This window comes from Sulfitobacter sp. IGS-18 (assembly GCF_059628195.1).
This window is the reverse complement of the sequence record NZ_JCAQIH010000002.1, coordinates 275,848-299,584: the sequence shown is the minus strand read 5'-3', so window position 1 is coordinate 299,584 and position 23,737 is coordinate 275,848. Positions and strand designations below refer to the sequence as shown.

Annotated in this window: 19 protein-coding genes; 13 read left to right on the top strand and 6 right to left on the bottom strand. The window is 61.1% G+C overall.

Features of this window, described 5'->3' with window-relative positions; translation table 11 throughout:
- The 5 genes from ACWNZ3_RS19540 to ACWNZ3_RS19520 all read right to left on the bottom strand — a co-directional run bounded on the left by ACWNZ3_RS19540 (position 1) and on the right by ACWNZ3_RS19520 (position 5,531).
- Complete coding sequence (locus ACWNZ3_RS19540) at positions 1–1,149, bottom strand: phosphotransferase enzyme family protein (RefSeq protein ID WP_496901953.1); 1,149 nt, start codon at positions 1,147–1,149, stop codon at positions 1–3.
- Between the two features lie 71 nt (positions 1,150–1,220).
- Positions 1,221–1,889: a haloacid dehalogenase type II gene (locus ACWNZ3_RS19535; RefSeq protein WP_496901952.1), complete on the bottom strand. Its 669-nt coding sequence runs from the start codon at positions 1,887–1,889 to the stop codon at positions 1,221–1,223.
- A gap of 252 nt (positions 1,890–2,141) precedes the next feature.
- On the bottom strand, positions 2,142–3,497 hold the full coding sequence (locus tag ACWNZ3_RS19530) for an aspartate aminotransferase family protein (protein WP_496901951.1): 1,356 nt from the start codon (positions 3,495–3,497) through the stop codon (positions 2,142–2,144).
- Between the two features lie 144 nt (positions 3,498–3,641).
- On the bottom strand, positions 3,642–4,430 hold the full coding sequence (locus ACWNZ3_RS19525) for an IclR family transcriptional regulator (protein WP_496901950.1): 789 nt from the start codon (positions 4,428–4,430) through the stop codon (positions 3,642–3,644).
- Positions 4,431–4,748: 318 nt separating this feature from the next.
- Complete coding sequence (locus ACWNZ3_RS19520; protein WP_496901949.1) at positions 4,749–5,531, bottom strand: IclR family transcriptional regulator; 783 nt, start codon at positions 5,529–5,531, stop codon at positions 4,749–4,751.
- Positions 5,532–5,778: 247 nt separating this feature from the next.
- Between ACWNZ3_RS19520 and ACWNZ3_RS19515 the strand changes: the two genes are divergently transcribed.
- From ACWNZ3_RS19515 to ACWNZ3_RS19475, 9 genes are all read left to right on the top strand, one after another.
- Positions 5,779–8,241, top strand: coding sequence for an FAD-dependent oxidoreductase (locus tag ACWNZ3_RS19515; RefSeq protein ID WP_496901948.1), 2,463 nt, complete (start codon positions 5,779–5,781; stop codon positions 8,239–8,241).
- A 27-nt stretch (positions 8,242–8,268) separates the two neighbouring features.
- A complete protein-coding gene (locus tag ACWNZ3_RS19510) occupies positions 8,269–9,507 on the top strand; it encodes a Tm-1-like ATP-binding domain-containing protein (RefSeq protein WP_496901947.1) in 1,239 nt (412 codons plus the stop codon).
- Positions 9,508–9,587: 80 nt separating this feature from the next.
- The gene (locus ACWNZ3_RS19505; protein WP_496901946.1) at positions 9,588–10,523 is read left to right on the top strand and encodes a Bug family tripartite tricarboxylate transporter substrate binding protein; all 936 of its coding nucleotides are present in this window, start codon (positions 9,588–9,590) and stop codon (positions 10,521–10,523) included.
- Between the two features lie 64 nt (positions 10,524–10,587).
- Positions 10,588–11,127, top strand: coding sequence for a tripartite tricarboxylate transporter TctB family protein (locus ACWNZ3_RS19500; protein ID WP_496901945.1), 540 nt, complete (start codon positions 10,588–10,590; stop codon positions 11,125–11,127).
- A gap of 7 nt (positions 11,128–11,134) precedes the next feature.
- Positions 11,135–12,661 carry a tripartite tricarboxylate transporter permease gene (locus tag ACWNZ3_RS19495; protein WP_274574550.1) on the top strand — a complete coding sequence of 509 codons (1,527 nt, stop codon included), beginning with the start codon at positions 11,135–11,137 and terminating at the stop codon, positions 12,659–12,661.
- A gap of 5 nt (positions 12,662–12,666) precedes the next feature.
- A complete protein-coding gene (locus tag ACWNZ3_RS19490) occupies positions 12,667–14,151 on the top strand; it encodes an aldehyde dehydrogenase (RefSeq protein ID WP_496901944.1) in 1,485 nt (494 codons plus the stop codon).
- Positions 14,152–14,281: 130 nt separating this feature from the next.
- Positions 14,282–15,571 (top strand): aspartate aminotransferase family protein, encoded by a 1,290-nt coding sequence (locus ACWNZ3_RS19485; protein ID WP_496901942.1) that lies wholly within the window; start codon positions 14,282–14,284, stop codon positions 15,569–15,571.
- Positions 15,568–16,518, top strand: coding sequence for a phosphotransferase enzyme family protein (locus ACWNZ3_RS19480; RefSeq protein WP_496901941.1), 951 nt, complete (start codon positions 15,568–15,570; stop codon positions 16,516–16,518). Before ACWNZ3_RS19485 ends, ACWNZ3_RS19480 begins: the two co-directional genes overlap by 4 nt.
- The gene (locus ACWNZ3_RS19475) at positions 16,515–17,312 is read left to right on the top strand and encodes an SDR family NAD(P)-dependent oxidoreductase (RefSeq protein WP_269360589.1); all 798 of its coding nucleotides are present in this window, start codon (positions 16,515–16,517) and stop codon (positions 17,310–17,312) included. The genes ACWNZ3_RS19480 and ACWNZ3_RS19475 overlap by 4 nt, the downstream gene beginning before the upstream one ends.
- 200 nt (positions 17,313–17,512) lie before the next feature.
- Here the strand turns inward: ACWNZ3_RS19475 and ACWNZ3_RS19470 are convergent, their stop codons facing one another.
- The gene (locus ACWNZ3_RS19470) at positions 17,513–17,992 is read right to left on the bottom strand and encodes an Lrp/AsnC family transcriptional regulator (protein ID WP_114277533.1); all 480 of its coding nucleotides are present in this window, start codon (positions 17,990–17,992) and stop codon (positions 17,513–17,515) included.
- A 390-nt stretch (positions 17,993–18,382) separates the two neighbouring features.
- On the opposite strand from ACWNZ3_RS19470, the gene ACWNZ3_RS19465 reads away from it, so the two are divergent.
- The 4 genes from ACWNZ3_RS19465 to ACWNZ3_RS19450 all read left to right on the top strand — a co-directional run bounded on the left by ACWNZ3_RS19465 (position 18,383) and on the right by ACWNZ3_RS19450 (position 23,728).
- Positions 18,383–20,047 carry an ABC transporter ATP-binding protein gene (locus ACWNZ3_RS19465; RefSeq protein WP_496901940.1) on the top strand — a complete coding sequence of 555 codons (1,665 nt, stop codon included), beginning with the start codon at positions 18,383–18,385 and terminating at the stop codon, positions 20,045–20,047.
- A gap of 73 nt (positions 20,048–20,120) precedes the next feature.
- A complete protein-coding gene (locus tag ACWNZ3_RS19460; RefSeq protein ID WP_496901939.1) occupies positions 20,121–21,788 on the top strand; it encodes a peptide ABC transporter substrate-binding protein in 1,668 nt (555 codons plus the stop codon).
- Between the two features lie 79 nt (positions 21,789–21,867).
- Positions 21,868–22,818, top strand: a complete 951-nt coding sequence (locus ACWNZ3_RS19455) for an ABC transporter permease (RefSeq protein ID WP_269360592.1) — start codon at positions 21,868–21,870, stop codon at positions 22,816–22,818.
- Positions 22,819–22,849: 31 nt separating this feature from the next.
- Positions 22,850–23,728, top strand: a complete 879-nt coding sequence (locus ACWNZ3_RS19450; protein WP_114276850.1) for an ABC transporter permease — start codon at positions 22,850–22,852, stop codon at positions 23,726–23,728.
- Positions 23,729–23,737 lie beyond the last annotated feature (9 nt).

The following is a 23,737-nucleotide window of genomic DNA, read 5'->3' as shown; positions in this document are numbered from 1 at the left end:
CTACTTTGCAGAGGGACGTGAGGGGTATTGTGATTGAAGCGTTGCGAGGGCTGTTTGCATGGCCGGCCGGCAGGACGGGGCGGTCCGTGACGCAAGTATGGCAAGGCCATTCTCGGCACGCTGGACGTTTTTCTTGATGTATGCGGCGTCATCCGGAAACAGATGGGCCCGCCAGTAATTGATCAGGATCAATGCGCTTTGCCGTGCGCGCATCAGCCCGATGATCAGGCTTTCCTCCAGCGCCGTCAGTGGAAGGACCGAGGCATAGCCGACAATCAGATATTCAGCCCCACCCAACAGCAAGTCGGGGTCGGTAACGACATGACTTGCGGCAATGGCCAGATCCTGAAGGTGCGGGCTGTGGCAGCCGTCGCCGAAGTCGATAAAGCCCAGACCCTGATCCGTGACCATCATGTTGAAAGGGCTGGGATCGTTGTGGGTGACCTGCCAGACCAGATCACCGGTCTGCGGTGCGATGGTTTCCACATAGTCTTTCATCGCATCGGCGACCTGCGCGGCAACCGGTCCGGGGGGCAAATGTTTTGCGTAAGTCATCAGCCGTGGCCAGCAACCGACATGCCACAGGATCGGGCGGTTGGTTGCGGGCAGGGGCAGGGGCGCGAGGGCCAGATCCAGCCGGGCCAGCGCGCTGCCGGTCCGGAACAATAGGTCGGGCGTTGCTTCCATCTGGTGCAGGGCAATACCGTCGAGCCGGGTTTGCAGATAGCCGCAAATGCCATCTTCGGCAAAGGTCAGGCTGCCGCCAAGTGTCGGCAATATGTCCGGAACGACAAAGCCCGCAGCCCCCCGCAGCCCTGCAATCGCTTCGGCCTGAAAGGCAAAGCTGTCCCGCGCCTCAGGTCTGGTTGATGTCTTCAGGATCAGGCGGCGCCCATCCGTAAGTTCAACCGCCACTGTGCGTTCAACCTCTGAGGACAGGATTTCAAGCTTGCCACTCAATCCAAAGTGACGCTGCAACAACTCTGCCGAGATGTCGGGTTCCATCGTGCCCGACGGCAGGGCAAGGATGGCAGAGGCGGCGTCGAAATAGGCCTGTGTCGTGGCAGGCTGTTGGGCTTGCCCCTGCCTGCCTGCCGCGTCTGGATCAGTGCAGTTTTCCAATTCGAACAATCCTTGGACCCGTGGCATTTACGTCTGCCGTTCAGCAGGATGCGGCGCGCCAGGGAAGGCGCGACGCGGTCTTGGATCGCGCAGCCGGATCAGATGCCGAAAACGCCCGGCAGCTGCGAAATATCCCGGATTTCGGTGTATTCGTAGAAGGGGTTGGCAGGTTCATGACCCCGGTTGACCCAGACCTTGCTCTTGATCCCCAGATCATAGGCCGACATCAGGTCGTGGCGGAAGGACGAGGACACATGCGTGACGTCCTCGGGGCCGCAACCCAGCGTGTCGAACATGTACTCAAAGGCCTTGAAGTGCGGTTTGTAAGCGCCTGCTTCTTCGGCGGTCAGCACGGCATGAAACGGCGCGCCGAGTTTGGCGATATTATGGGGGATCTGCACCTTCATCGAGTTGGTGATGGTGACCAGTGGAATTTCCTTGGCCAGCTTTGCCAGCCCCGCCGGGACATCCGCATGCGGACCCCAGGTCGGGATCTTGTTGTAGACCTTAAGCGCGTCTTCGGAATTGAAGGCGACACCGTTGCGGCGGCAGGCACGTTCCAGCGCGTTGTGGACGACGTCGGCGTAGGGTTTCCAGTCCTGCATCACTTCGTCAAAGCGGTAGCCCTGGAAGTTCTTGATGAATTCCTCCATGCGCGGCGCGTCCAGAAGGTGGCCGTACAGCTCTTGGGCGGCCTCTGCCATCTGGAAGTTGATGAGCGTGCCATGGGTGTCGAAAGTGACATATTTCGGGCGGAAGCGTTCCATGTTTCTGTGTCCTGTCAGTTGAACTCCTGCAACAGCATAAGATCATTCATTTGGCAGAATGTGCCGCAGTGGCACGACTTGCAGCACATGGTCACCAAAATTCACACCAATCCGGCACGGGCTTTTGCGGGAACGCGTTGTGAAACGTCAGGGTCACCCCGGCACAGCAGGCCGAATCGACCGCGCCGGTCTCTCCCCCTCCTCCTGCCGACAGGCAGAGGGAGGGGGCAGGCGCCGGACAGGTGACAACCGTCAGGCGACGGCAGCAAAGCCTGCGTCGAGCGATGCAAGGATCGTCTCGACATCGCGCTGGGTCAGGATCAGAGGCGGCGACAGGATGATGTTGTTTCCGGAAACCCGGATCATCGTGCCGTTTTCATAGGTGACGCGGTGCACCGTTCCGATGGTTTTCTTGTCCACCGGCGTCTTGGTCGCGCGATCCGAAACGAGTTCGAGCGCAGACATCAGGCCATGGCCACCGCGGATGTCGCCGATCATGTCGTACTTCTGTTGCAGCAGCTTCAGGCCATCCCACATCTGCGCCCCCCGTGCAGCCGCATTGTCCTTGACCTGTAGGCGTTCGGTTTCCTTCAGGCAGGCAATCGCAGCCGCCGCACCGACCGGATGGCCCGAATAGGTATAGCCCGAGGCGACGGCGCCCTTGCCGCTGGTGTCGGTCTCGAACACTTCGGCAACCAGGTCTGAAATCATCACCGCCCCAAAGGGGAAATAGCCGTTGGTGATCGCTTTGGCCGTGCACATCATATCCGGTTGCACGCCCCAATGACGCGAGCCGGACCAGCTGCCGGTCCGCCCGAAGGCCGTGATCACCTCATCTGCAATCAGCAGAATGCCATGTTTGTCGCAAAGTGAGCGCACGCCGGGCATGAAACTTTCATGGGGCGGGATCACGCCACCGGCCCCCAGGATGGGCTCCATGATGAACCCGGCGATGGTTTCGGCCCCCTGAAACTTGATCTCATCCTCAAGCGCCGCAAGGCAGAGCTGCGAAAGCCTTTCGGGGTCCGTCTCATTGAAGGGGTTGCGATAGGTGTAGGGGGCCGGAATATGGAAGCACCCCGGCATCAAGGGTTCGTACTGGGTGCGGAAATTGGCGTTGCCATTGACCGACGCCCCGAAAGTATGCGTGCCGTGATAGCCCTTCTTCAGGCTGAGAAATTTCACCCGCCCGGCCTCGCCGCGGATCTTATGGTATTGCCGCGCCAGCCGCAGGGACACCTCGACGGAATCCGATCCGCCCGAGGTAAAAAAGGCGCGGGTCACCCCATCGGCAGCGAAGAACTCCTTGAGCATATAGCTCAGCTCGATCGCGGCATCGTTGGAGGTGCCGCGAAAGATCGAGTAGTAGGGGAGCTTTTCAAGCTGGTCGGCAATCGCCTGTTTCACCGGGGCGCAGGAATAGCCGAGGTTCACGTTCCAAAGCCCGCCAACCGCATCGACCGTCTTGTGCCCGTCAACGTCGGTGATCTCCACGCCCGATCCGCCGACGATGATATCCGGCGGGTTGGCAAGACTGTCAGCGGGGTGGGTCATCGGATGCCACAGGTGGCGTGCGTTGTTTTCTTTCAGGAAGTTGGTCTTAATCATATCGGGGCTCCATTATGGCAAGCGGAAGGGTCAACCAGTTCAAAGGGCCGGGCCGCAAGCCAGGCGCTGCTTCGCTGAGCGCATGTGTCTCAAAAAGCGTACCAGAGATGACATCGTCAAAATCCGGGGCGGGTTTCTTGGGTTTCAAGATGCAACCTCCCTGGCCCTGGCAGCGGAAATTCTGGATGGATCGCCGCCCATGGCACTTGTTGCCCTGACCGAAGCGGCAAGGACACATTCGACGATCTGGGCCAGGTTCTTGTCCGTCATTCGGCTTGCGACGCAGGCGGCGGCCAGTGTTGCCGTGACATTGCCGTGCCAGTCAAAGATGGGGGCGGCGATACCAATGACATCGTCCTGATAGCTCCCGACCGCAATCGCATGGCCCTTTTCCCGGATCAGGCTCAGTTGGGATTCCAGCTGCGCCGCCGTGCTCAGCGTATTTGCAGTATAGCGGTGCAGGTCAATGCGACCGACGAAATCCTGAAAGGTCGCGGCATCCACATGTGCAAGATACACCAGACCCGAGGCCGTGGCATGAAGCGGAAGCGGCTGCGACGGGTCGACAAACGCGCGGGTCGCGATGCGCGGCTCTGCAATCGCGATGGTTGTCAGGGACGCGCCATGGGCGAGGGAGGCATGTGCCGTTTCCCCGGCCCGGTCGGAGAGTTCTTCAAGAATCGGCTGCAAGAGCGCGACAACCGGAAAAGAGGCTTCACGAATGCGCGCCAGCCGCAGCACGGCAGTTCCCAGCCGGTACTTGCGCGTCTGGGGGTGCTGTTCGACGATCCCCTTCGTCGCCAGAGAATTGAGAATGCGCATGGCGGTGACCTTGTCCATCCCGGCGGCGCGAGACAGGTCACTCAATCCCCATTCGGGGGTGTCCGGGACAAAGAAATCAAGCAGATTCATCGCTTTGTCTATCGTCTTCATGGACGCGTTCCTGGTCTTCTCCGGGGGTGCAACAGCCATTTTTCCCATCCTCATGCGTGGGTTTTGACAGAAAAGAAATGAAACCGCAACATCTTTTGAAACGCTGTAGAGAATAGTGAAACACCGCGAGAGCAACACGGCATGAAGTGATGTGACGACCCTAACTTTGACGGGAGCCGCGACCCTGACAGCGCAGCCGGTGATATACCGAAGGTATCTGACGCTCTTCAGCAGAGGCGTTACAACCAGCGGGCAGAAACACGCGCTTTGCCAGCGGTTGGGTCATCACAAAGGTAGATCATTCTGCCGGGCGTCCCGCTATCCTGCCTGGTCTGTATGTTCTGGCGCCTGGACAGAAGACGTGCCGGTCAGCGCGAATTCCAGCTTTCTGACAGCGATTTGCATGTTTTTCACAAGTGTCGCCCGATGATCGGCAGTGAGATTCATATCCGGAACCGCAATGGCGATTGTGCCTGCCGGATCTGCTGAATCGACAAAGAACGGCATCGCAACGCTTGCGACGCCCACTTCAACAGCATTGCGGGAATAGGCATAGCCGCGCGCCTTTGTTGCCGCGATCACTTTTAGAAGTTCATCGTGATCGGTCACCGTAAAACGCGTCAGCCTTTCGCGCGGAAGCACAAGCAGACGTCTTTGCGTTTCCGCGGTGCAAAACGACATATAGGCCAGACCGGATGCCGAGGAATGGAATGGATACCTGTCAGCAGGCCGCAAATTGATGACATTGCCGCGATACGGCAGGTTGTAGGCCACTGTCGACATACCGGAGGTCCCGGGTATGCCGACATGAACCGTTTCACTGGTCTTCTTGCACAGCCACTCAGAGACGATCTGGGTGGCCTTGATCATCGGCACAGTGGCCTCGCGAAGACGCGCCAACGCGAGAAAACCCGAGCCGAGAAAGTATTTTCGATTTTCGGGATTCTGCTCAATGAAACCGCTGTTCGTCAATGATATCAGCAGCCTGCGGACGACAGCTTTGTCTTCGCCTGTCATCCGTGCAAGTTCATTCAAGCCGATCTCCAGCCGTTCCAGGGAAAACTGACGCAGGAGTTCCATTGCCTTGTCGACCGTTGACATTGCGCCTCCCAGATTTTGCTGACCAACCGGCATCTCCCTCGGAACCTAGCGCCTGCGCGCGGCAATAGGCCACCAAAATACCATGGTGGTGCGTTATTCGCACCAAAGGTGCTTTTCCTTTTGAGTAGGAAACCCATGGCGTCATGCTGTCGTGAAATTGCCCCGAGAGCCGATTCCGATCTTACCCGGGGTGGACATAGAAATTTCTGAACCCCGCGTCCGTACCGGGGTGGAAGGCCTGAATTGCATGATCAGTAACATCCCGGAAAACGCCCCGGTTGTTATCATAGGTGGCGGCATCATCGGTGTGTCGACGCTGTATCATCTGGCAAAGCGGGGCGTTCCGGCGGTGCTGATCGAGCGGCGCAAACTGGCCAGCGGCACAACCTGGCACGCAGCGGGCATCGTCGGACAGCTGCGTGACAGCACCGCCCAGACCGAGCTGGGCAAATACACCGCCCGCCTGTTCCGCGAGCTGGAAGAAGAGACCGGCCAGGCGACCGGCTACAAGCCCAACGGCACCATCAATCTGGCCCTGGGGGCAGTGCGTCACGAACAATTGCTGCGCAGCCACGACCACGCGGCCCGTATGGGCATCGAATCCTATCTGCTGTCGGTCGAGGAGCTGAACGAGAAATGGCCCCTGATCCGGACCGATGACGTGAAATCCTCCTTCTTCGTACCCTCCAACGGCCAGGTGAACCCGCTGGATGTGACCGTGGCGCTGAGCAAGGGCGCGCGGATGCACGGTGCGCAGATATTCGAAAACACCAAGGTTACCGATCTGATCCTGCGCGACGGCAAGGTGATCGGGGTGGAAACAGACAAGGGCGTGATCGCAACGAACAAGGTGCTGCTGGCGGGCGGCATGTGGAGCCACCTTTTCGCCAAGGCCATGGGCGTGACTGTACCGCTGCACGCCGCCGAGCATTTCTACATCGTGACCGAGCCGGTCGCCGGGCTGCCAAAGACCCAGCCGATCCTGAACATCGCCGAAGAGCGCAGCTACTGGAAGGAAGACACCGGCAAACTGCTGATCGGCGCCTTTGAGCAGAAGGGCAAGCCCTACGGCGTGGACGGTATTCCGGAGGATTTCGAATTCGACGAACTGCCCTTCGACATGGAGCATGTCGAGGCCAACCTTGAAAAGATGTTCGAACGCATGCCGGCCCTGTCCGAAATGGGCATCCAGACCTTCTTTAACGGGCCGGAAAGCTTTACGCCGGACGGCCGCCCCTATCTGGGCCCGACCGCCGAGGTCAGGGGGCTTTATCTTGCAACCGGCATGAACTCCAACGGCATCCTGAATTCCGGTGGCGTCGGGCTGACCATGGCGGAGTGGATGATTGATGGCGCGCCCTCGCGCGGCATGGGACCGATGCTGGCGCGGCGTGCCCATCCGTTCCAGTCGAACACCAGATACAACCGGGACCGGGCAGCGGAAGCGGTGGGCTTCCATTACGGCGTATCCTGGGCCGGTCGGCAGGTCCACTCGGCGCGCGGGATCCGGAAGGTTCCGCTGCATGATCGGCTGGCCAGTGCAGGTGCCACCTTTGCCGAGCGTATCGGCTGGGAAATACCCATGTATTTCGACCCCGAAAAGAAAGGCTGGAACGAAGAGCCGAACCTGTGGTGGAAGGACTGGTCCCCGCTGGTACAGGAAGAATGCCTGGCCGCGCGCGATGCGGCGGTGCTGATCGACCAGTCAATGTATGCCAAGATCCAGGTGCAGGGGCCGGATGCGGTGCATGCGCTGAACCGGGTCTGCGGTGCCCAGATGGACGTGCCCATTGGCACCTCGGTCTATACCCAGTTCCTGAACACCCGCGGCGGCATCGAGGCCGACGTCACCGTGACCCGGATTGCGCCTGAATGTTTCATGGTGATCACCGGCCATCCCAGCCAGACCCGTGATCCCGCCTGGATCCGCGATCATGCCGATCCGGCCTGGCGGTTCGAGATTTTCGACGCGACCTCGGCCTATGGTCTGATCACCCTGCACGGCCCGAAATCGCGCGAGATTCTTGCCTCCCTCACGGGGGACGACCTGTCAAACGAGGCTTTCCCCTTTGGTGCCGCCCGTGAGATTGACATCGCCTATGCCCGCGGCTGGGCGATCCGGCGCTCTTTCCTGGGCGAGCTGGGCTATGAACTGCTGCTTCCGACCGAGTTCACCCTCCATGTCTATGACGCTCTGATGGCGGCCGGCCGGCCGCTCGGGCTGCGCCATATGGGGATGTTCGCGATGAACTCCTGCCGTCTTGAGAAAGGGTTCCGCCACTTCGGTCACGATATCGGCGAGGGGGGTACGCCTTATGAAGCGGGCCTTGGCTTTGCCGTCGACCTGAACAAGGACGATGCGTTTCTGGGCAAGGATGTCCTGGCCGAACAGCAGGCAAACGGGCCTGCGCAAAGGTCCCGCACCCTGTCATGTATCGTCGAGGGCGTCGATGCCACATCCGGTCCCTACCTGATCCACAATGAACCGATCTGGCGCGAAGGTCACCTCGTAGGCCATGTGACATCAGGGGATTGGGGGTTCCGGCTTGAGGCGATGGTGGGCCTGGCAAGCCTGCATCAAGACGACGGGGTGACGAAGGCCTGGATCGACGAGGGCGGTTTCGAGGTTCAGATCGCCGGGAAAATGTATCCATTGCGCGTGCAGCTCGCGCCTTACTACGATCGGACAGGCGCCATCATGCGCAGCTGAGGTCCGCCAGCAACAGGGAGAAACGACGTGACCGACAAAACAATACTGGTCATCGGAACATACGACACAAAGAACAGCGAGCTTGAGTTTATTGCGGAAAAGATTCGCAGTCTGGGCGGCGCCATCCTGACCATGGATGTCAGCGTGCTTGGCAATCCCGAGACACCGACCGACATCTCCAAACACCAGGTTGCCGAGGCCGGGGACAGCTCCATCGAAGCCGCGATCGAAAGCGGCAATGAACATGTTGCGATGAACATCATGTCTGCCGGCGCGCAGGTTCTGGCCCGGCGGCTGGTCGATGCGGGGCAGATCGACGGCGTGATCATCCTGGGTGGCACGATGGGAACCGACCTTGCACTGGATGTCTGTCAGGCACTCCCGCTCGGGATGCCAAAATACGTTGTCTCGACGGTCTCCTTCTCGGCGCTGATTCCGGCTGAACGCCTGTCACCGGACATCCAGATGATCCTCTGGGCTGGCGGGCTATACGGCATGAACGCGATCTGCCGCGCATCGCTGGCGCAGGCGGCGGGGGCGGTTCTCGGCGCGGCCCGCGCGGCGGAGCCGGTCCAGGTCGAACGCCCTCTGATTGGCGTCACCTCTCTTGGCACCTCCTGCCTGAAATACATCAAACAGCTGAAACCCGCACTGGAAGAGCGCGGCTATGAGGTCGCGGTCTTTCACACCATGGGTATGGGTGGCATGGCCTTTGAACAGCTCGCCGCACAAAAGGCCTTTGTCTGCGTCTTCGACTTCGCAGGGTCCGAGCTTGGCAACCTTCTTGCGGGATCGGTGGTGAATGCCGGGCGCGACAGGCACCGGGCCGCCGGCCGCGCAGGCATTCCGCAACTTGTCGCGCCCGGCTGCATGGACCTGATCGACTTTGCCGGGTGGCAGGACATTCCCGAGCGTTTCGCGGACCGGCCTATTCATATGCACAACAAGCTGGTCAAGAATACCTTCTACAACCAGGAAGAGCGCCGCGAGATCGCGCGCGAGCTTAACAAGCGTCTGGGGGAAAGTGCCGCACCGACCCATCTGATCATTCCCCGTGGCGGGATCGAGGAATGGGACCGCCCCGGCGGTGACTGCCACGATCCCGAAGGATTGGCCGCCTTCGTGTCAGAGCTGCGCGAGACTGCAGCCGCCTCTGTCGCGGTGACCGAAACCGAGGCCCACATCAACGACACGGAATTCTCGGCAATTGCCCTGAATATTTTCGATCAATGGGTCAGCGACGGCATCGTGCCGCGTGCACCTTAAAAAGCCCCGTTAAAAAGCCCCGGTCCAGCCAATTCCAGTCTGGACGGACAAAACTGAAGTCTAACACCAAGGAGAAAACCATGAACAAGATGATAACACATACCGCGCTGGCCCTTGTGCTGAGCGCAACCGCGGCTTTTGCCGAATATCCTGAAAAGCCGGTCGAATTCATTGTCCCGTTCCCTCCCGGAGATCTCGAAGACGTCCTGACCCGGATGATCGCCGACAAATTCCAGGAAATGTACGGCGTCCCCGCCGCAGTCGTGAACAAACCCGGCGGCGGTGGCGGCCCTTTCCCTGGTGCTGTTGAAGTGGCCGGTGCCAAACCGGACGGCTATACTGTCGGTTCCTTCGTCATCGACGTTCCTGTTGTCGGTCCCACCATCGGCATTCCGGAACTCGACCCGAACCCATTCGACCCGGTGGGCATTTTCCTGACCTATCCCTTTGTGGTCGCGACCCTGGCCAGCCAGCCCTACGACACCTGGGAAGAACTCTCGGAATATGCAAAAACAAACGATGTCTCTCTGGGACATTACGGCAGCTTTCTCGCACCAACTCAGGTGACCTTTGCCGGCGCTCAGAAAAGTGGCTGGGATTTCACTTCGGAAGCGGCTTTTGACCTGCTGGATTGCAACGTTCTTGCCTCCGGGGACGTCGATATCGTCAACGCGACACTTCAGACGCTGCTGCCGTGCATCAACGATCTCAAGATTCTCGCCAGCATCGGCGAAGCCCGCACACCCGTGACACCCGATACGCCGACAATTGCGGAACTGGTTCCCGGCCTGACCCTGTCACTGTGGAACGGTCTGTTCCTGCCCAAAGGCACCCCGCAAGAGGCCGCCGACAAGATCGAGGCCGCGGCAAAGGCCGCGCTGGAAACCGACGCCGCCAAGAAGCTGGCCCAGGACACCGGGGCGCTGATCTACTGGAAAGATGCGGCACAGGCCTCCGACCAGATTGCGCAGGACATCGAGGTCAACACCGAGATCCAGCAATTGCTCGACAACTAACCCGATGCGGCCGGGGGGGTTCAGCCCCTCCCGGTCCGTCCGCTCCAAGCAAGAAAGCACTCTCATGGCCAAGCTGAAGATGTTCCAAGACTTGTTCCAACGGTATCGGCGCCCCGGAGACCTTGTCTTTGCGGTCCTGTTTCTGGCTTTTGCAGCTTTTCTGCTCTCGCAACTCGGAGAACAGACAGTCATCGCAAAACGGACAAAGTGGTATAGCCAGCCAGCACTCTGGCCGGGCATCGGGGTCGTGGGCATGTTTGTCTTTGGCGCGTTCCACCTGCTCGGCTCGCTCGTCTCGCCGCGCATTGCGGGGCGATGGACCGAAGTCCTGTTCTGGCTGCGGGCCGCAGAATATGTCCTGTATTTCTTCATCTACGTGGTGCTGGTGCCGCAGCTTGGTTACCTGCCATTGACGATTGTCTTCACCCTTTTCCTGACAATACGCGCGGGGTTCAGAGGGTGGAAATTCATCCTCTCCGCCGTCCTGTTCGGCGTTGTCACCGCGTTGATCTTCCGCGGCTTTCTGCAGGTAAAGATCCCGGCTGGTGAGATCTACCAATATCTCCCGGACGGCATCCGCTCCTTTGCAATGATCTATCTGTGAGGCCGATATGGACACCTTGATTTCAGGCCTCGCAATCCTCGCCCACTGGGACGTCATGGTCGCCCTGCTGATCGGCTCGATCGGCGGAGTCGTCATCGGCGCCCTGCCCGGGGTCGGCCCCGCGATTGCCATCGCCATCCTTCTGCCTGCCACCTTTTCCTTTGAACCCATCGTCGGTCTGACATTGTTGCTCGGCATCTATGGCAGTTCGATGTACGGGGGTGCCATTCCCGCCATCCTGATCAACACGCCCGGCACGCCCGTCAACGCGCTGACCACATATGACGGCTACCCGATGACCAAGCGCGGCGAAGGTCACCGGGCGGTTTCCCTCGCCTATACCGCGTCGTTCTTTGGCGGTGTCTTCTCCATCCTCTGTCTGATCGTCCTGTCACCGCTCCTGGCATGGATTGCCCCGCATTTCGGCAGCAGGGAGATCTTTCTGGCGGCGTTTCTCGGCATTTTGCTGGTAGTCGTGGCGCACCGGGGGCAGACCTTTGCCGCGGGGATGCTGGCCTTTCTGGGCATCTTTCTGAACACCGTCGGGCTGGAGCCGGTCAAATACACAAAGCGATATACCTTCGACCAGTCATGGCTGGCCTCCGGTTTCGATCTGATCGTGGTGGTGCTGGGCCTCTTTGCCATCAGTCAGGCCTTTCTGTTGCTGATCGAACGCGACCACACGCCGGAAAAAGCCGCCGTCAGCGGCAGCATGATGTCCGGTTTCAAGGAACTTCTGGGCATCAAGCGCATCGCGACGGTGTCGTCGTCCTTGGGCGTGCTGATGGGCATGATCCCCGGCGTCGGTGAATTCACGGCGCAATTCCTGTCCTACACCTATGCGCAGAAATCGTCGAAAACCCCCGAATTGTTCGGCAAGGGGTCGCCAGAGGGGCTCGTCGCCTCGGAAGCGGCCAACAACGCGGTGCCTGCGGCGGCCATGATCCCCCTGCTTGCCCTTGGCATTCCGGGTGAGGCACTGACCGCGATGATGCTGACGGTGTTCTATGTCCACAACGTCATCCCCGGGCCGCAATTGTTTGCCGATCAGCTCGATTTCGTCATGGCGCTTTATATGGCGCTGATCCTTCTGAACGTGATCGTCCTGGTCTTCCTGCTGTTCTCGACCAATCTGCTGTTGCGGATCATGCAGATTCCGACCCGGTTTCTGGGAATGATGATCCTGACGCTGTCCTTCATCGGGGTCTATTCGCTGCGCAACTCTGCCACCGATTGCGTCATCGCGATGGGGTTCGGCGTCTTCGGCCTGATCCTGAAGCGGCTCAACCTGCCGATCGTGCCGATCATCCTTGGCATCGTGCTGGGCGGCATCATGGAGGTCAAATTGCGCACCGCGATGGCCGCCGTGAAGACACCGCTGGATTTTGTCAGCCGGCCAATTGCGGCGATCCTCTTTGTCATGATCCTGTTGGTGCTGATCCTGCACCTGCGCACATTGATCCGCGAGCACAAGGCAAAGCACGGCCCCGACCCGATCGGCCCTGATCACGAACACTCTAGCCAGCAAGGTTGAACCCGATGGATCAAGCGTCAATTGACAAACTCCGCGCGACAGATGTTCCCCTGCAGGGACATTTCATTGGCGGCCGCAGCGTGCCTGCTGCCGAGGGCGGGACATTGGATGTCATCTCGCCGATTGACGGCAGCGTCCTGACCCAGATCGCCGACGGCAGCGCAGCGGATGTCGCGCGGGCCGTCGGCAGTGCCCGCGAGGCGTTCGAGGATGGCCGCTGGTCGCGGATGGCCCCTGCCGCGCGCAAGAAGGTTCTGTTGCGCCTGGCTGACCTGATCGAGGCCCGCGCGCTGGAGCTTGCGGTGCTGGGCGTGCGGGACAACGGGACAGAGATCGGCATGGCCTTCAAGGCCGAGGCGCTGTCGGCGGCCAACACCTTCCGCTACTATGGAGAGGCCATCGACAAGATCTATGGCCAGATCGCGCCCACAGCGGACAATGTCCTGGGGCTGGTTCATCATGGCCCGGTCGGGGTGGTCGGGGCGATTGTCCCCTGGAACTTCCCGCTGATGATCGGCAGCTGGAAAATTGCCCCGGCGCTTGCTGCGGGCAATTCGCTGGTGTTGAAACCGGGCGAAACCGCGTCCTTGACCTTGCTCAGGATCGCCGAACTTGCCAGCGAGGCCGGCCTGCCCGACGGCGTGTTCAACGTCGTCACCGGCCGGGGTGCCACTGCCGGAGAGGCGCTAGCGCTGAGCATGGATGTCGACGTGCTTGTCTTCACCGGCTCCGGCGGCACAGGGCGGCGGTTGCTGGAATATTCGGCGCGCTCCAACCTCAAACGCTGCTACCTGGAACTGGGCGGCAAATCCCCCAACATCGTCTTCAATGACGCGCCCGATCTGGCCGCCGCTGCGGCAATCTCGGCAGGGGGCATCTTCCGGAACTCCGGCCAGGTCTGCGTGGCCGGGTCGCGGCTGCTGGTGCAGGAAGACATCGCGGAAGATTTCGTGCAGGCCCTGACACACCATGCCGAGGCCTTCGTGGTGGGCGATCCGCTGGACCTCAACAGCCAGATCGGCGCGGTGCATTCCGATGTGCAACTGCAGGCCAACCTCGGCTTTGTCGCCCGTGCCGAGGCCGAGGGCGCCGAACGCCGCACCGGCGGCGCACAAATCCTGCAAGACACCGGCGGCTTCTACATGCAGCCGACGATCATCTCCGGCGTCAAACCGACGGACCACCTGTTTCGCAATGAGGTCTTCGGACCAGTGCTTGCCGTCACGACCTTCAGGGACGAGGACGAGGCGATCCGCCTCGCCAACGGCACCGACTTCGGCCTTGCCGCCGGGGTCTGGACATCAAACCTGTCGCGGGCGCACCGGATGATCGGCCGCATCCGCTCTGGCGTCATTCACGTGAACACCTACGGCGGTTCCGATCTGACCGTCCCGCTGGGCGGGCACAAGCAATCCGGCAACGGGCACGACAAGTCATTGCACGCGATGGAAAAATACATGGACCTCAAGACCGCATGGATTGCGCTATGACCAATACCACCGCAATCCGCGCGCGCATGCGGCCGGCCTGAACGCAGTACCGGCGACATGCTGAACCCATCCGAAAGCCATGCGCGCACCCGGCGCGCTGCCCGTCCGTGACCGTCAGGAGAGGACCAGAATGAAACGTGATACCCCAAGGTTGCTTGCCGACCGGGCCCGCTTGCTTGGGCCCAATGTCTCGACCTTCTATGATGACCCGCTGCATCTGGTGAAAGGCGAAGGCGTCTGGCTCTGGGATGCCGAGGGCCGCAAGTATCTGGACTGCTACAACAACGTGCCGGTGGTGGGCCATTGCAACACCCGCGTGGTCGAGGCGATATGCGCGCAGGCAGGAACCCTGAACACACATACACGCTATCTGCATGACGGCATTCTCGATTACGTCGAGAAGCTGACCGGCACAATGGACGCCGCACTCGACAGCGCCATCCTGACCTGCACCGGGTCAGAGGCGAACGACATCGCCCTGCGCATGGCCGAGGGCATGACCGGCAAACGCGGCATCATCGCGACGGATGCCACCTATCACGGCAATACTGCGCTGGTCAGCCAGCTCAGCCAGTCGAACCTGCCCACGGTCGGCTTTGGCCTTGGCCAGTATTTCCGCTTTGTCGAGGCTCCTGACAGCTATCGCAATCCCGACCCCGACGGCACGATCTTTGCAATTTCTGTGGCGGAGCAGATCGCGGAACACGAGAAAAGCGGCATCGGTTTTGCCGCGCTGGTGATCTGCCCCTATTTCCTGAATGAAGGGTTCCCCGATCATCCCGATGGCTGGCTGAAACCGGTCGCCGACGTCGTGCGCAAGGCCGGCGGGCTGCTGATCTGCGACGAGGTGCAATCAGGTTTCGCGCGCACCGGCACCCATATGTGGGCACATCAGAAGATGGGCGTGGTGCCCGATGTGATGACACTGGGCAAGCCGATGGGCAACGGCCACCCCGTCGGCGGTGTGGTGACGCGGGCAGAGATCCTGAAAACCTTCCGGGGCGGCTATCGCTACTTCAACACCTTCGGCGGCAACCCGGTATCCTGTGCTGCGGCCATGGCGGTGCTGGAAGAGATCGAGGACAAGCAATTGCTGGCCAATTCCAGGGCCGTCGGGGCCTATGCCCGCGGTCGCCTTGAAGCCTTGCAGGACAAGCACCTTTGCATTGGTGACGTGCGCGGCTCGGGTCTGGTCTTTGGCGCAGAGATGGTGCTGGACCGCGACACCAAGGACCCGGCCAGCGCCTTTACCGATCAGGTGATCAACGCGCTGCGCCACCGCGGCATCATCCTGTCCAAGCTGGGGCGGCACAAGAATACGCTGAAGATCCGGCCACCCCTGCCGTTTTCGACCGAACATGTCGATCTGCTGATCGAAACGCTGGACGAGGTCCTGTCCAGCACGCCATTGCAGTCATGAACGCCATTGTCGAACAGGCGCTGGCGCTCTGGGGGTTCGCAGGGGCTTCATGGTCGCTGGTCGCAGCACGCGAGAACCAGGTGTTCCGCGTCGATCACGCAGATCGCACCTATGCCCTGAGGCTGCGCCGCCCGGGTTACCGCACCGAGGCAGAGTTGCGCTCTGAACTGATGTGGATGGCGGCGCTGGATCGCGGCGGGCTGCATGTGCCCAGGCCGGTGCCCTCGGCCTCCGGCGCGTTGCTGCACATGGTTGGCGCACATGCCGTTGACGTTCTGACATGGCTGCCCGGCGCCCCTGTCGGCAAGACCGGGGTTGCCCTTCAGGTCAAGGACAGCATCACGCTGTTTCGCAACATCGGCCGCGAAATGGCGCGCCTGCATGAGGTTTCTGACAGCTGGTCCCGGCCGGAAGGCTTCACCCGCCAAAGCTGGGACCGCGCGGGTCTGGTCGGAGAGACACCTGTCTGGGACAGGTTCTGGGACAATCCCACGCTCTCTGACGCGGACCGGTTGCTGTTCATGCGGCTGCGCGACACCGCCCGCGACCGGCTGGCACAGATTGGCGACAAGCTGGATTTCGGCCTGATCCATGCCGATCTCGTGCGGGAAAACATCATGGTCGATGGCGACAGGCTGCAGCTGATCGACTTTGACGACGGCGGTTTTGGCTACAGACTGTTCGACATCGCAACGACGCTGATCCGCAACCAGAACGAACCGAACTACGACGGTCTCAAGGCCGCGCTGATCGAAGGCTATCTGTCAGTGCGCGATCTCGATCTTGCGGCGCTGGATCTCTTCATTGTCCTGCGCGCCGCAACCTATGTCGGCTGGATCATCACCCGCATGAACGAAGACGGCTCCGGGGCGCGCAACACCCGGTTTGTCACCCATGCGCGGGCGCTGGCCCGGGCCTACCTGTCTGAAAAAGGAGCAACCAGATGAACCGTTACACCGGAAAGACCGTCATCGTGACCGGCGCTGGCACCGGCATCGGCGCGGCATCGGCCAGGCGGCTTGCTGCCGAAGGCGCCAATGTCATTCTGACCGGCCGCCGTGCCGAACCGATAGAGCGTGTCGCGGAAAGCTGCGGCGGCGTGGCCGTGGCGGGTGACGCCGCCTCGCGCGCGCATATGGAAAGCCTTGTGAGGCTCGCGCGCGACCGCTTTGGCGGGTTGCACGCGGTGGTCTGCAACGCCGGCGGTTTCGGCTACGGGACCTTGACAGAGATTTCGGACGAAGACTGGGGCGCTTCGGTCGAGGCCAATCTCAACACCGCCCTGGTCACAGCACGGGCCGCGATGCCTGCATTGATCGAAACCCGTGGTAACGTGCTGATGATGGCCTCGATTGCCGCGCTGGCAGCGGCACCCGAGTCCTGTGGCTATGTCACGATGAAACACGGACTGATTGGCCTGACCAGATCGATTGCGCGTGATTTCGGCGTGAAAGGCGTGCGCTGCAACGCGATCTGTCCGGGCTGGGTGCGCACCGAAATGGCCGACATGGAGATGCGCGAACTGGTCGAGCGTCGCGCCCTTGGCGGAATAGAGGAGGCCTATGCCCTGGTTACCCGCGACGTCCCGCTTGGCCGCCCCGCCACCGGCGAGGACATCGCCGCCGCCGTTGCCTTCCTTTGTTCGGAAGAGGCCGCGATGATCACCGGCGCGGTGCTGACCGTTGATGGCGGTGCCACAGCGGTGGACGTGCCGACGCTGTCTTTCTCCGACCCGGCGTAAGGTCTGCGGGCCAGGGGCCGCAAGCGCAAGATCGTCGCCGGTGGCATCACCCTTTACCGCGTCGCCCTCCTGCGTCAGCGCAGGGCTGTCGCAGGGGCGATGAGGCTCTGACCCCGGGTTGAGGCCCGTTTTGACGGGATGTCTCCGGCAGTCAGAACAGGGCGCACCCGGCAAGGGGTCCGCCCGCCGGCAGAGCGGCGTCAGTCTTCTCCGAGGAAGGAGGCAAGCGGCAGATGTTTCTTGACGATGGGCGATTTCAGGATGACGAAACTGAAATATTTGTCGATGCCGATGTCCCGTTCAACCAGGTTTTCCATGATCGTCTGATACTCGGTGATCCCGGCGGTGACGAACTTTACGAGGTAATCATACCCACCGGACACAAGGTGGCATTCGATCACCTGGTCAATCTTTTCCATCGCGGCAAGGAAGCGGGCAAAATCAATCTGACGGTGGTTTTTCAGCGTGATTTCCGTGAAAACCATCAGGCTTTGGCCAAGTTTCGATACATCGATCTGTGCGGCGTAACCGGTGATGTACCCTTCGGCCTGCAGCTTCTTGACCCGCATCAGGCAGGGGCTGGGCGACAGGTAAACCAGTTCGGCAAGTTCGACATTTGTGATCCTGCCGTTCTTCTGGAGTTCAGAGAGAATCCTGATGTCGATCTTGTCGAGGGTCATGCAGGCGCTCCAATTCGTCCTGGGAAAGTAATACGTGGCATAGGGCGGGCCGTCATCTGTTTCGTGCGGGCGGGTGCCGAAGGATTTCTGTCCCACTTGCCGGAATGCCCATTTCCTGTGCAAGCTTCACAGCGGATGTTTTGACAAAACTTCAACATATCCTTCGGGCGCGGGCAATACACCGACCGGGCCAGGGGGATCCTTCGCCTCATCATGCACCGAAAAAGGTGCCATATGCGGCGCAGAATAATCTGCCAGACCCGGACATCAGATCAGTTTATCCTGCCGTCTGCACGTGGTGATTTGGTGACTCTGCCCCCCGATTGGGATCACAATACTTGGATTATCGGCGAGGACTACACAACGGTTCACACGCAAGGAAAGTGCAGCATGACAGCAAGCCCCCAGACAGACGACAGCCATGAACTGGCGCTATCGGTGCGCGGTCTGACCGTCAACCTGCCCCATGGCATGGAACGTGCCCATGCGGTCGAGGAGGTCTCTTTCGATCTCGAACGTGGCAAGATCCTCTGTGTGATCGGTGAATCGGGGTCGGGCAAATCGGTGACCGCAAATACCATCATGGGGCTTCTGCCTCGTGTGATCGGTGTCAGCGCGGGCTCCATCACGCTGAACGGGCTCGAAATTGTCGGCATGGATGCGGAATCCCTGCGCAGCCTGCGCGGACGGGTGGTGTCGATGATCTTTCAGGACCCGCTGTCGGCGCTGAACCCGCTGATGACAGTGGGCGCGCAGGTAGACGAGGCCATGCGGGCGCATGGGATCGGCACACAGGCCTCACGGCGCAAACGGGCGGTGGAACTGTTGGACGAAGTGGGGCTGCCGGACCCTGCGCTGATGTACAATCAATATCCTTTCCGCCTGTCCGGCGGGCAACGCCAGCGGGTGATGATCGCCATGGCGCTGGCGCTTGAACCCTCGATCCTGATCGCGGATGAACCGACCACGGCGCTGGACGTGACCACCCAGGCGCAGATCCTCGAACTGATCCGCGACATCCAGCGCCGCAAGGGCATGAGCGTGCTGTTCATCACCCATGATTTTGGCGTCGTGGCCGAGATTGCCGACAATGTCGTGGTGATGGAAAAAGGCCATGTTGTCGAACGGGGCACCGCAGACCAGGTTCTGAAGGCGCCCGTACACCCCTATACCAAACGGTTGATCGCTGCCGTGCCGCATCTGACCGACAAGGACCGCCCGTCATTGCAATCCACAGGCAGCGATACGGTGCTGAAGGTCGAAGGGCTGACAAAGACCTATCGCAGCGGCAGCGCCCTGCTGCGCACCCAGCGTGTGGTGCCTGCCGTGCGTGACGTGTCCTTTGAACTGGCCAGCGGCCGAACGCTGGGCGTGGTGGGTGAAAGCGGATCGGGAAAATCCTCGCTGGGGCGGTTGCTGACCAAGCTGATGGACTGCGACGGGGGGCGCATCCTGTTCGAAGGCCGTGACATCGCCCCGATGGCAGAGACCGAGTTCCGCCCGCTGCGCCAGCGCATCCAGATGATCTTTCAGGATCCTTTTGCATCATTGAACCCGCGCGCGACGATCGGGCGGATCCTGACCGTGGGGCCAACCGCCCACGGGATGCCCTATGCCAAGGCCCGCGAAGATGCCCGCGCTCTGCTGGATCTGGTCGGGCTGGATACCGGGGCCTACGGGCGCTACCCGCATGAGTTTTCCGGCGGTCAGCGGCAGCGGATCGGCATTGCACGCGCGCTGATGTTCAAGCCGACGCTGCTGGTTGCCGACGAAGCTGTTTCGGCGCTGGACGTGTCGATACAGGCGCAGATCCTGGAACTGCTGGACAAGGTCCAGCGGGAAACCGGGATCTCGATGGTCTTCATCACCCACGACCTGCGGGTCGCCAGCCAGATTTGCGACGATATCGCCGTCATGCAGCGCGGACGGATCGTCGAAATGGGGCCGCCGTCGCAGATCTTTCTCAACCCGAAATCCGATTACACCTGCGAGCTGGTGGCCGCCATTCCCGGCGAAAGCAGCAACCGCCCCGAATTGGCCGCAGCCGAGGGCTGAGCGCCGATATCCAAAGCCGTCACAAGAAACGTCACAAAACCAACCCGATAAATCCAACACATGGGAGACTAAAATGACCAAGTTCAACAAAACCAGCGCAGGCTTCTCACGCCGTGACGCCCTGCGGGTTCTCGGCGCCGGTGGCGCTGCGGGCCTTTTCGCACCACATCTGCTGGGCAAACCCGCTTTCGCCCAGACACCTCCGGCAGCGCCGACGGGCCGTATCGTAGTCGGCCTGTCGCAGGAACCGACCGTGTTCAACCCGCTGATGCCGCATATCGAAGTGGATGACGGCGTGAACTTCTCGATTTTCGACGCGCTGTTCCGCATCAGTGTCGATGGCGTCATCGGGCCGAACCTTGCCAGTGAAGTGCCCAGCCAGGACAATGGCGGCATTTCCGAGGACGGGCTGAACTGGCGCATCCGCCTGCGCGATGATGTCACCTGGCACGATGGCACGCCCTTCACCGCCGAGGACGTCAAATATACGCTCGAACTGATCGTGAACCCCGATTTCCGCGCCTGGCGGACCACCGGCCATGATCTGGTCCGCGACATCACCGTTGTCTCGCCGACCGAGATCACCTGGCGGATGGAAGAGCCCTTTGCTCCCTATCTGTCGTTCCTGACCGAAACCTTCATGGTGCCCAAACATATCCTTGAGGCCGAGGCCAACCCCAATGAGGCCGCGTTCAATCAGGCGCCGGTCGGCACCGGGGCTTTCAAATGGGGACAGCGTCTTGCCGGGGACCGGCTCGAACTGATGGCCAACGCGGATTACTTCGGCGAAGGCCCCTATGTCGAAGAGCTGATCTTCAAATACATCCCCGACATGACCGTGCTTTACGCCCAGTTCAAGAGCGGCGACATCGACCTGGTCGGCAACGCCTATATCACGCCCGACAACTACCAGGAGGCCAAGGATCTGGCGGACCGGGTGGTGACGGTTGAACCCAAGGGATCGGTTGAATCGATCTATCTCAACCAGGAACTGCCTGTCTTCAAGGACCAGGCCGTGCGCGAGGCGCTGTATCTGGCGATGGACCGGACGGCGATCATCGACGCGCTGTACTATGGGGTGCCCACCCCGGCCGAAACCTTCATGCCGCCGCAGTCCTATTACTACAACCCGGATCTGCCGAAGCAGGAGTTCAACCTCGACCGCGCACGCCAGATCCTGGACGAGGCCGGCTGGGTGCCGGGTGCCGATGGCATCCGCGAAAAGGACGGGCTGCGCCTGTCGTTCAACAACTCGACCACGGTCGGCAACCACCTGCGTGAACAGACCCAGCAGTTCCTGCAGCAGACCTTTGCCGAGATCGGCGCAGAGATGAAGATCGAGAACCTGCCCCCCGCCGTGATGTGGGGCGACTTCTGGGGCCAGTCGCAATTCGACTCGGCCATGGTCGGCATCACCTATCTGGTCGGCGGCGACCCGGATGTGACCTATCGCTTCCACACCGATGCCATCGCGGCCAAGGGCGGCAGCGGGTCGAACAACGCGCAGTATTCGAACTCCGAGGTCGATGCCCTGCTGGTGGAAGGCAGCCGCACGTTCGACCCCGAAAAGCGGCGGGAGATCTACTTCAAGGTGCAGGAGATCATCCGGCACGACCTCCCGTTCCTGCCGCTGTTTGCCTACACCAACCTCTATGGTCGCAAGGCAGGCATCGAGGGCTTCGAGGTCAATACCAACACGCGGACCGAATCCTGGCACGCCGCGGCCTGGTACTGGGCCTGACCTGACCTCCGGTGTCCGGGGCAGAACGCTCCGGACACCGGGCACAATGTAACGCTACCTGTCCCGGAAGGAGGAGAATATGCCTGCATTCCTGCTCAAACGCTTCGCGCAAAGCATCGTGCTGCTCGTGATCGTTTCAATCATCGGATTTGTCGTACTCAACCTCATTCCGGGCGGGCCGCTGGCGCAATTTGCGCTCGACCCCGGCATGACCGAAGCGGACAAGGCCCGGCTCGCCGAACAGCTCGGGTTGAACCGCCCGCTTTTGGTGCAGTATTTCGACTGGGCCTGGCGGCTGCTTCAGGGCGACTGGGGAATATCCTTCCGCGACGGGAACCCGGTCCTGACCGTGATCGGCCGGCATCTCTTTGCCACTTTCCTCCTGATGGGCTCCTCGACCGTCATCGCCATCGCGATCGGGACCTGGATCGGTATCCGGGGGGCGACCCACCGCTATTCGACCTTCGATTATGCCGCGACCGTGGGTGCCATGGTTGCCCTGTCGATCCCGACCTTCTGGTTCGGTCTGATCGGCATCTACGTCTTCTCGCTGAAACTGGGCTGGCTGCCGGCGGGCAACATGTATTCCATCGGCGACGGTTCGGTACTGGATTACCTGCACCACCTGATCATGCCCTCGGTGGTGCTGGCGCTGGTCCATATCGCGGTCTGGAGCCGGTACATGCGCACTGCAACGCTGGATGCGATCAGCCAGGAATTCGTGAAAACCGCCCGCGCCAAAGGTGTCACCGAACGCCGGGTGCTGATGAAACATGTCGTCGGCAACGCGCTTTTGCCGATGATCACCCTGGCCGGGGTGCAGCTGCCCTCGATCCTGACCGGCGCGCTGGTGACGGAAACCGTCTTTACCTGGCCGGGCATGGGGCGGCTGTTCCTCGATAGCCTCGGCTACAGCGACTACCCCGTCGTAATGGGATTGTTGATGTTCTCAGCCATCCTGACCATCGCAGGCAACCTTGTTGCCGATATTGTTGTCGCGCTGGTTGATCCACGCATTCGTCTGGCTTGACGCCCGACCCAAGGAGAAGGAAGCCACCGAGATGACCACCCTGACCGCAACCCACTCCCCCAGCCGCTGGTGGCAGAGCCGGGTGCTGCGCCGCTTCCTGAGCCATCGTCTGGCGCTGCTGGGGCTGTTGATGATCACCCTTCTGACGCTGGCCTGCGTTGTCGGCCCCTATCTGCTGCCCTACGACTCGCTTTACATCGATTTGCGGGCAAGGTTCGCGCCGCCCTTTGCCAGCGATCACTATCTGGGCACCGACCCCCTGGGGCGCGACATCGCGGCGCGGCTGTTCATGGCTGGCCGGATCTCGCTGCTGGTGGGCTTCTTCGCCATGGTGCTGTCGATCTTCGTCGGCACGCTGGTCGGCGTGATCGCGGGTTACCGCGGCGGCTGGATCAGCGCCGTGCTGATGCGTACGGTCGACGGGTTCCTGTCCTACCCGACCATCTTCCTGTTGCTGGCGCTGGCCGCAGCACTGAAACCCAGCCCAGTGATGATCACCATCATCATTGCCGTGACCAGCTGGATGGAGGTCGCCCGGATCGTCGAGGCCGAGGTCCGTTCGCTCAAGGAGCGGGAATTCGTGCTTGCCGGGCGTATGCTGGGGCTGGGCCGGTCGCATATCATGTTCCGCGAGATCCTGCCCAATGCCATGGGGCCCATCATCGTTGCCGCGACCCTGACAGTGGCCCGTGCCATCCTGCTGGAAGCCTATATCAGCTTTCTGGGTTTCGGAATCCAGCCGCCGCTGCCAAGCTGGGGCAACATGCTGAACGGGGCGCAGCAATACCTGGCCAGCGCGCCGTGGCTTGCAATCATACCAGGCATTGCGATCACCATCGCGGTGTCCAGCTTCAACTTTATCGGGGACGGTCTGCGCGACGCGCTTGACGTCCGCAACGACACCGTCTGATAGGATATA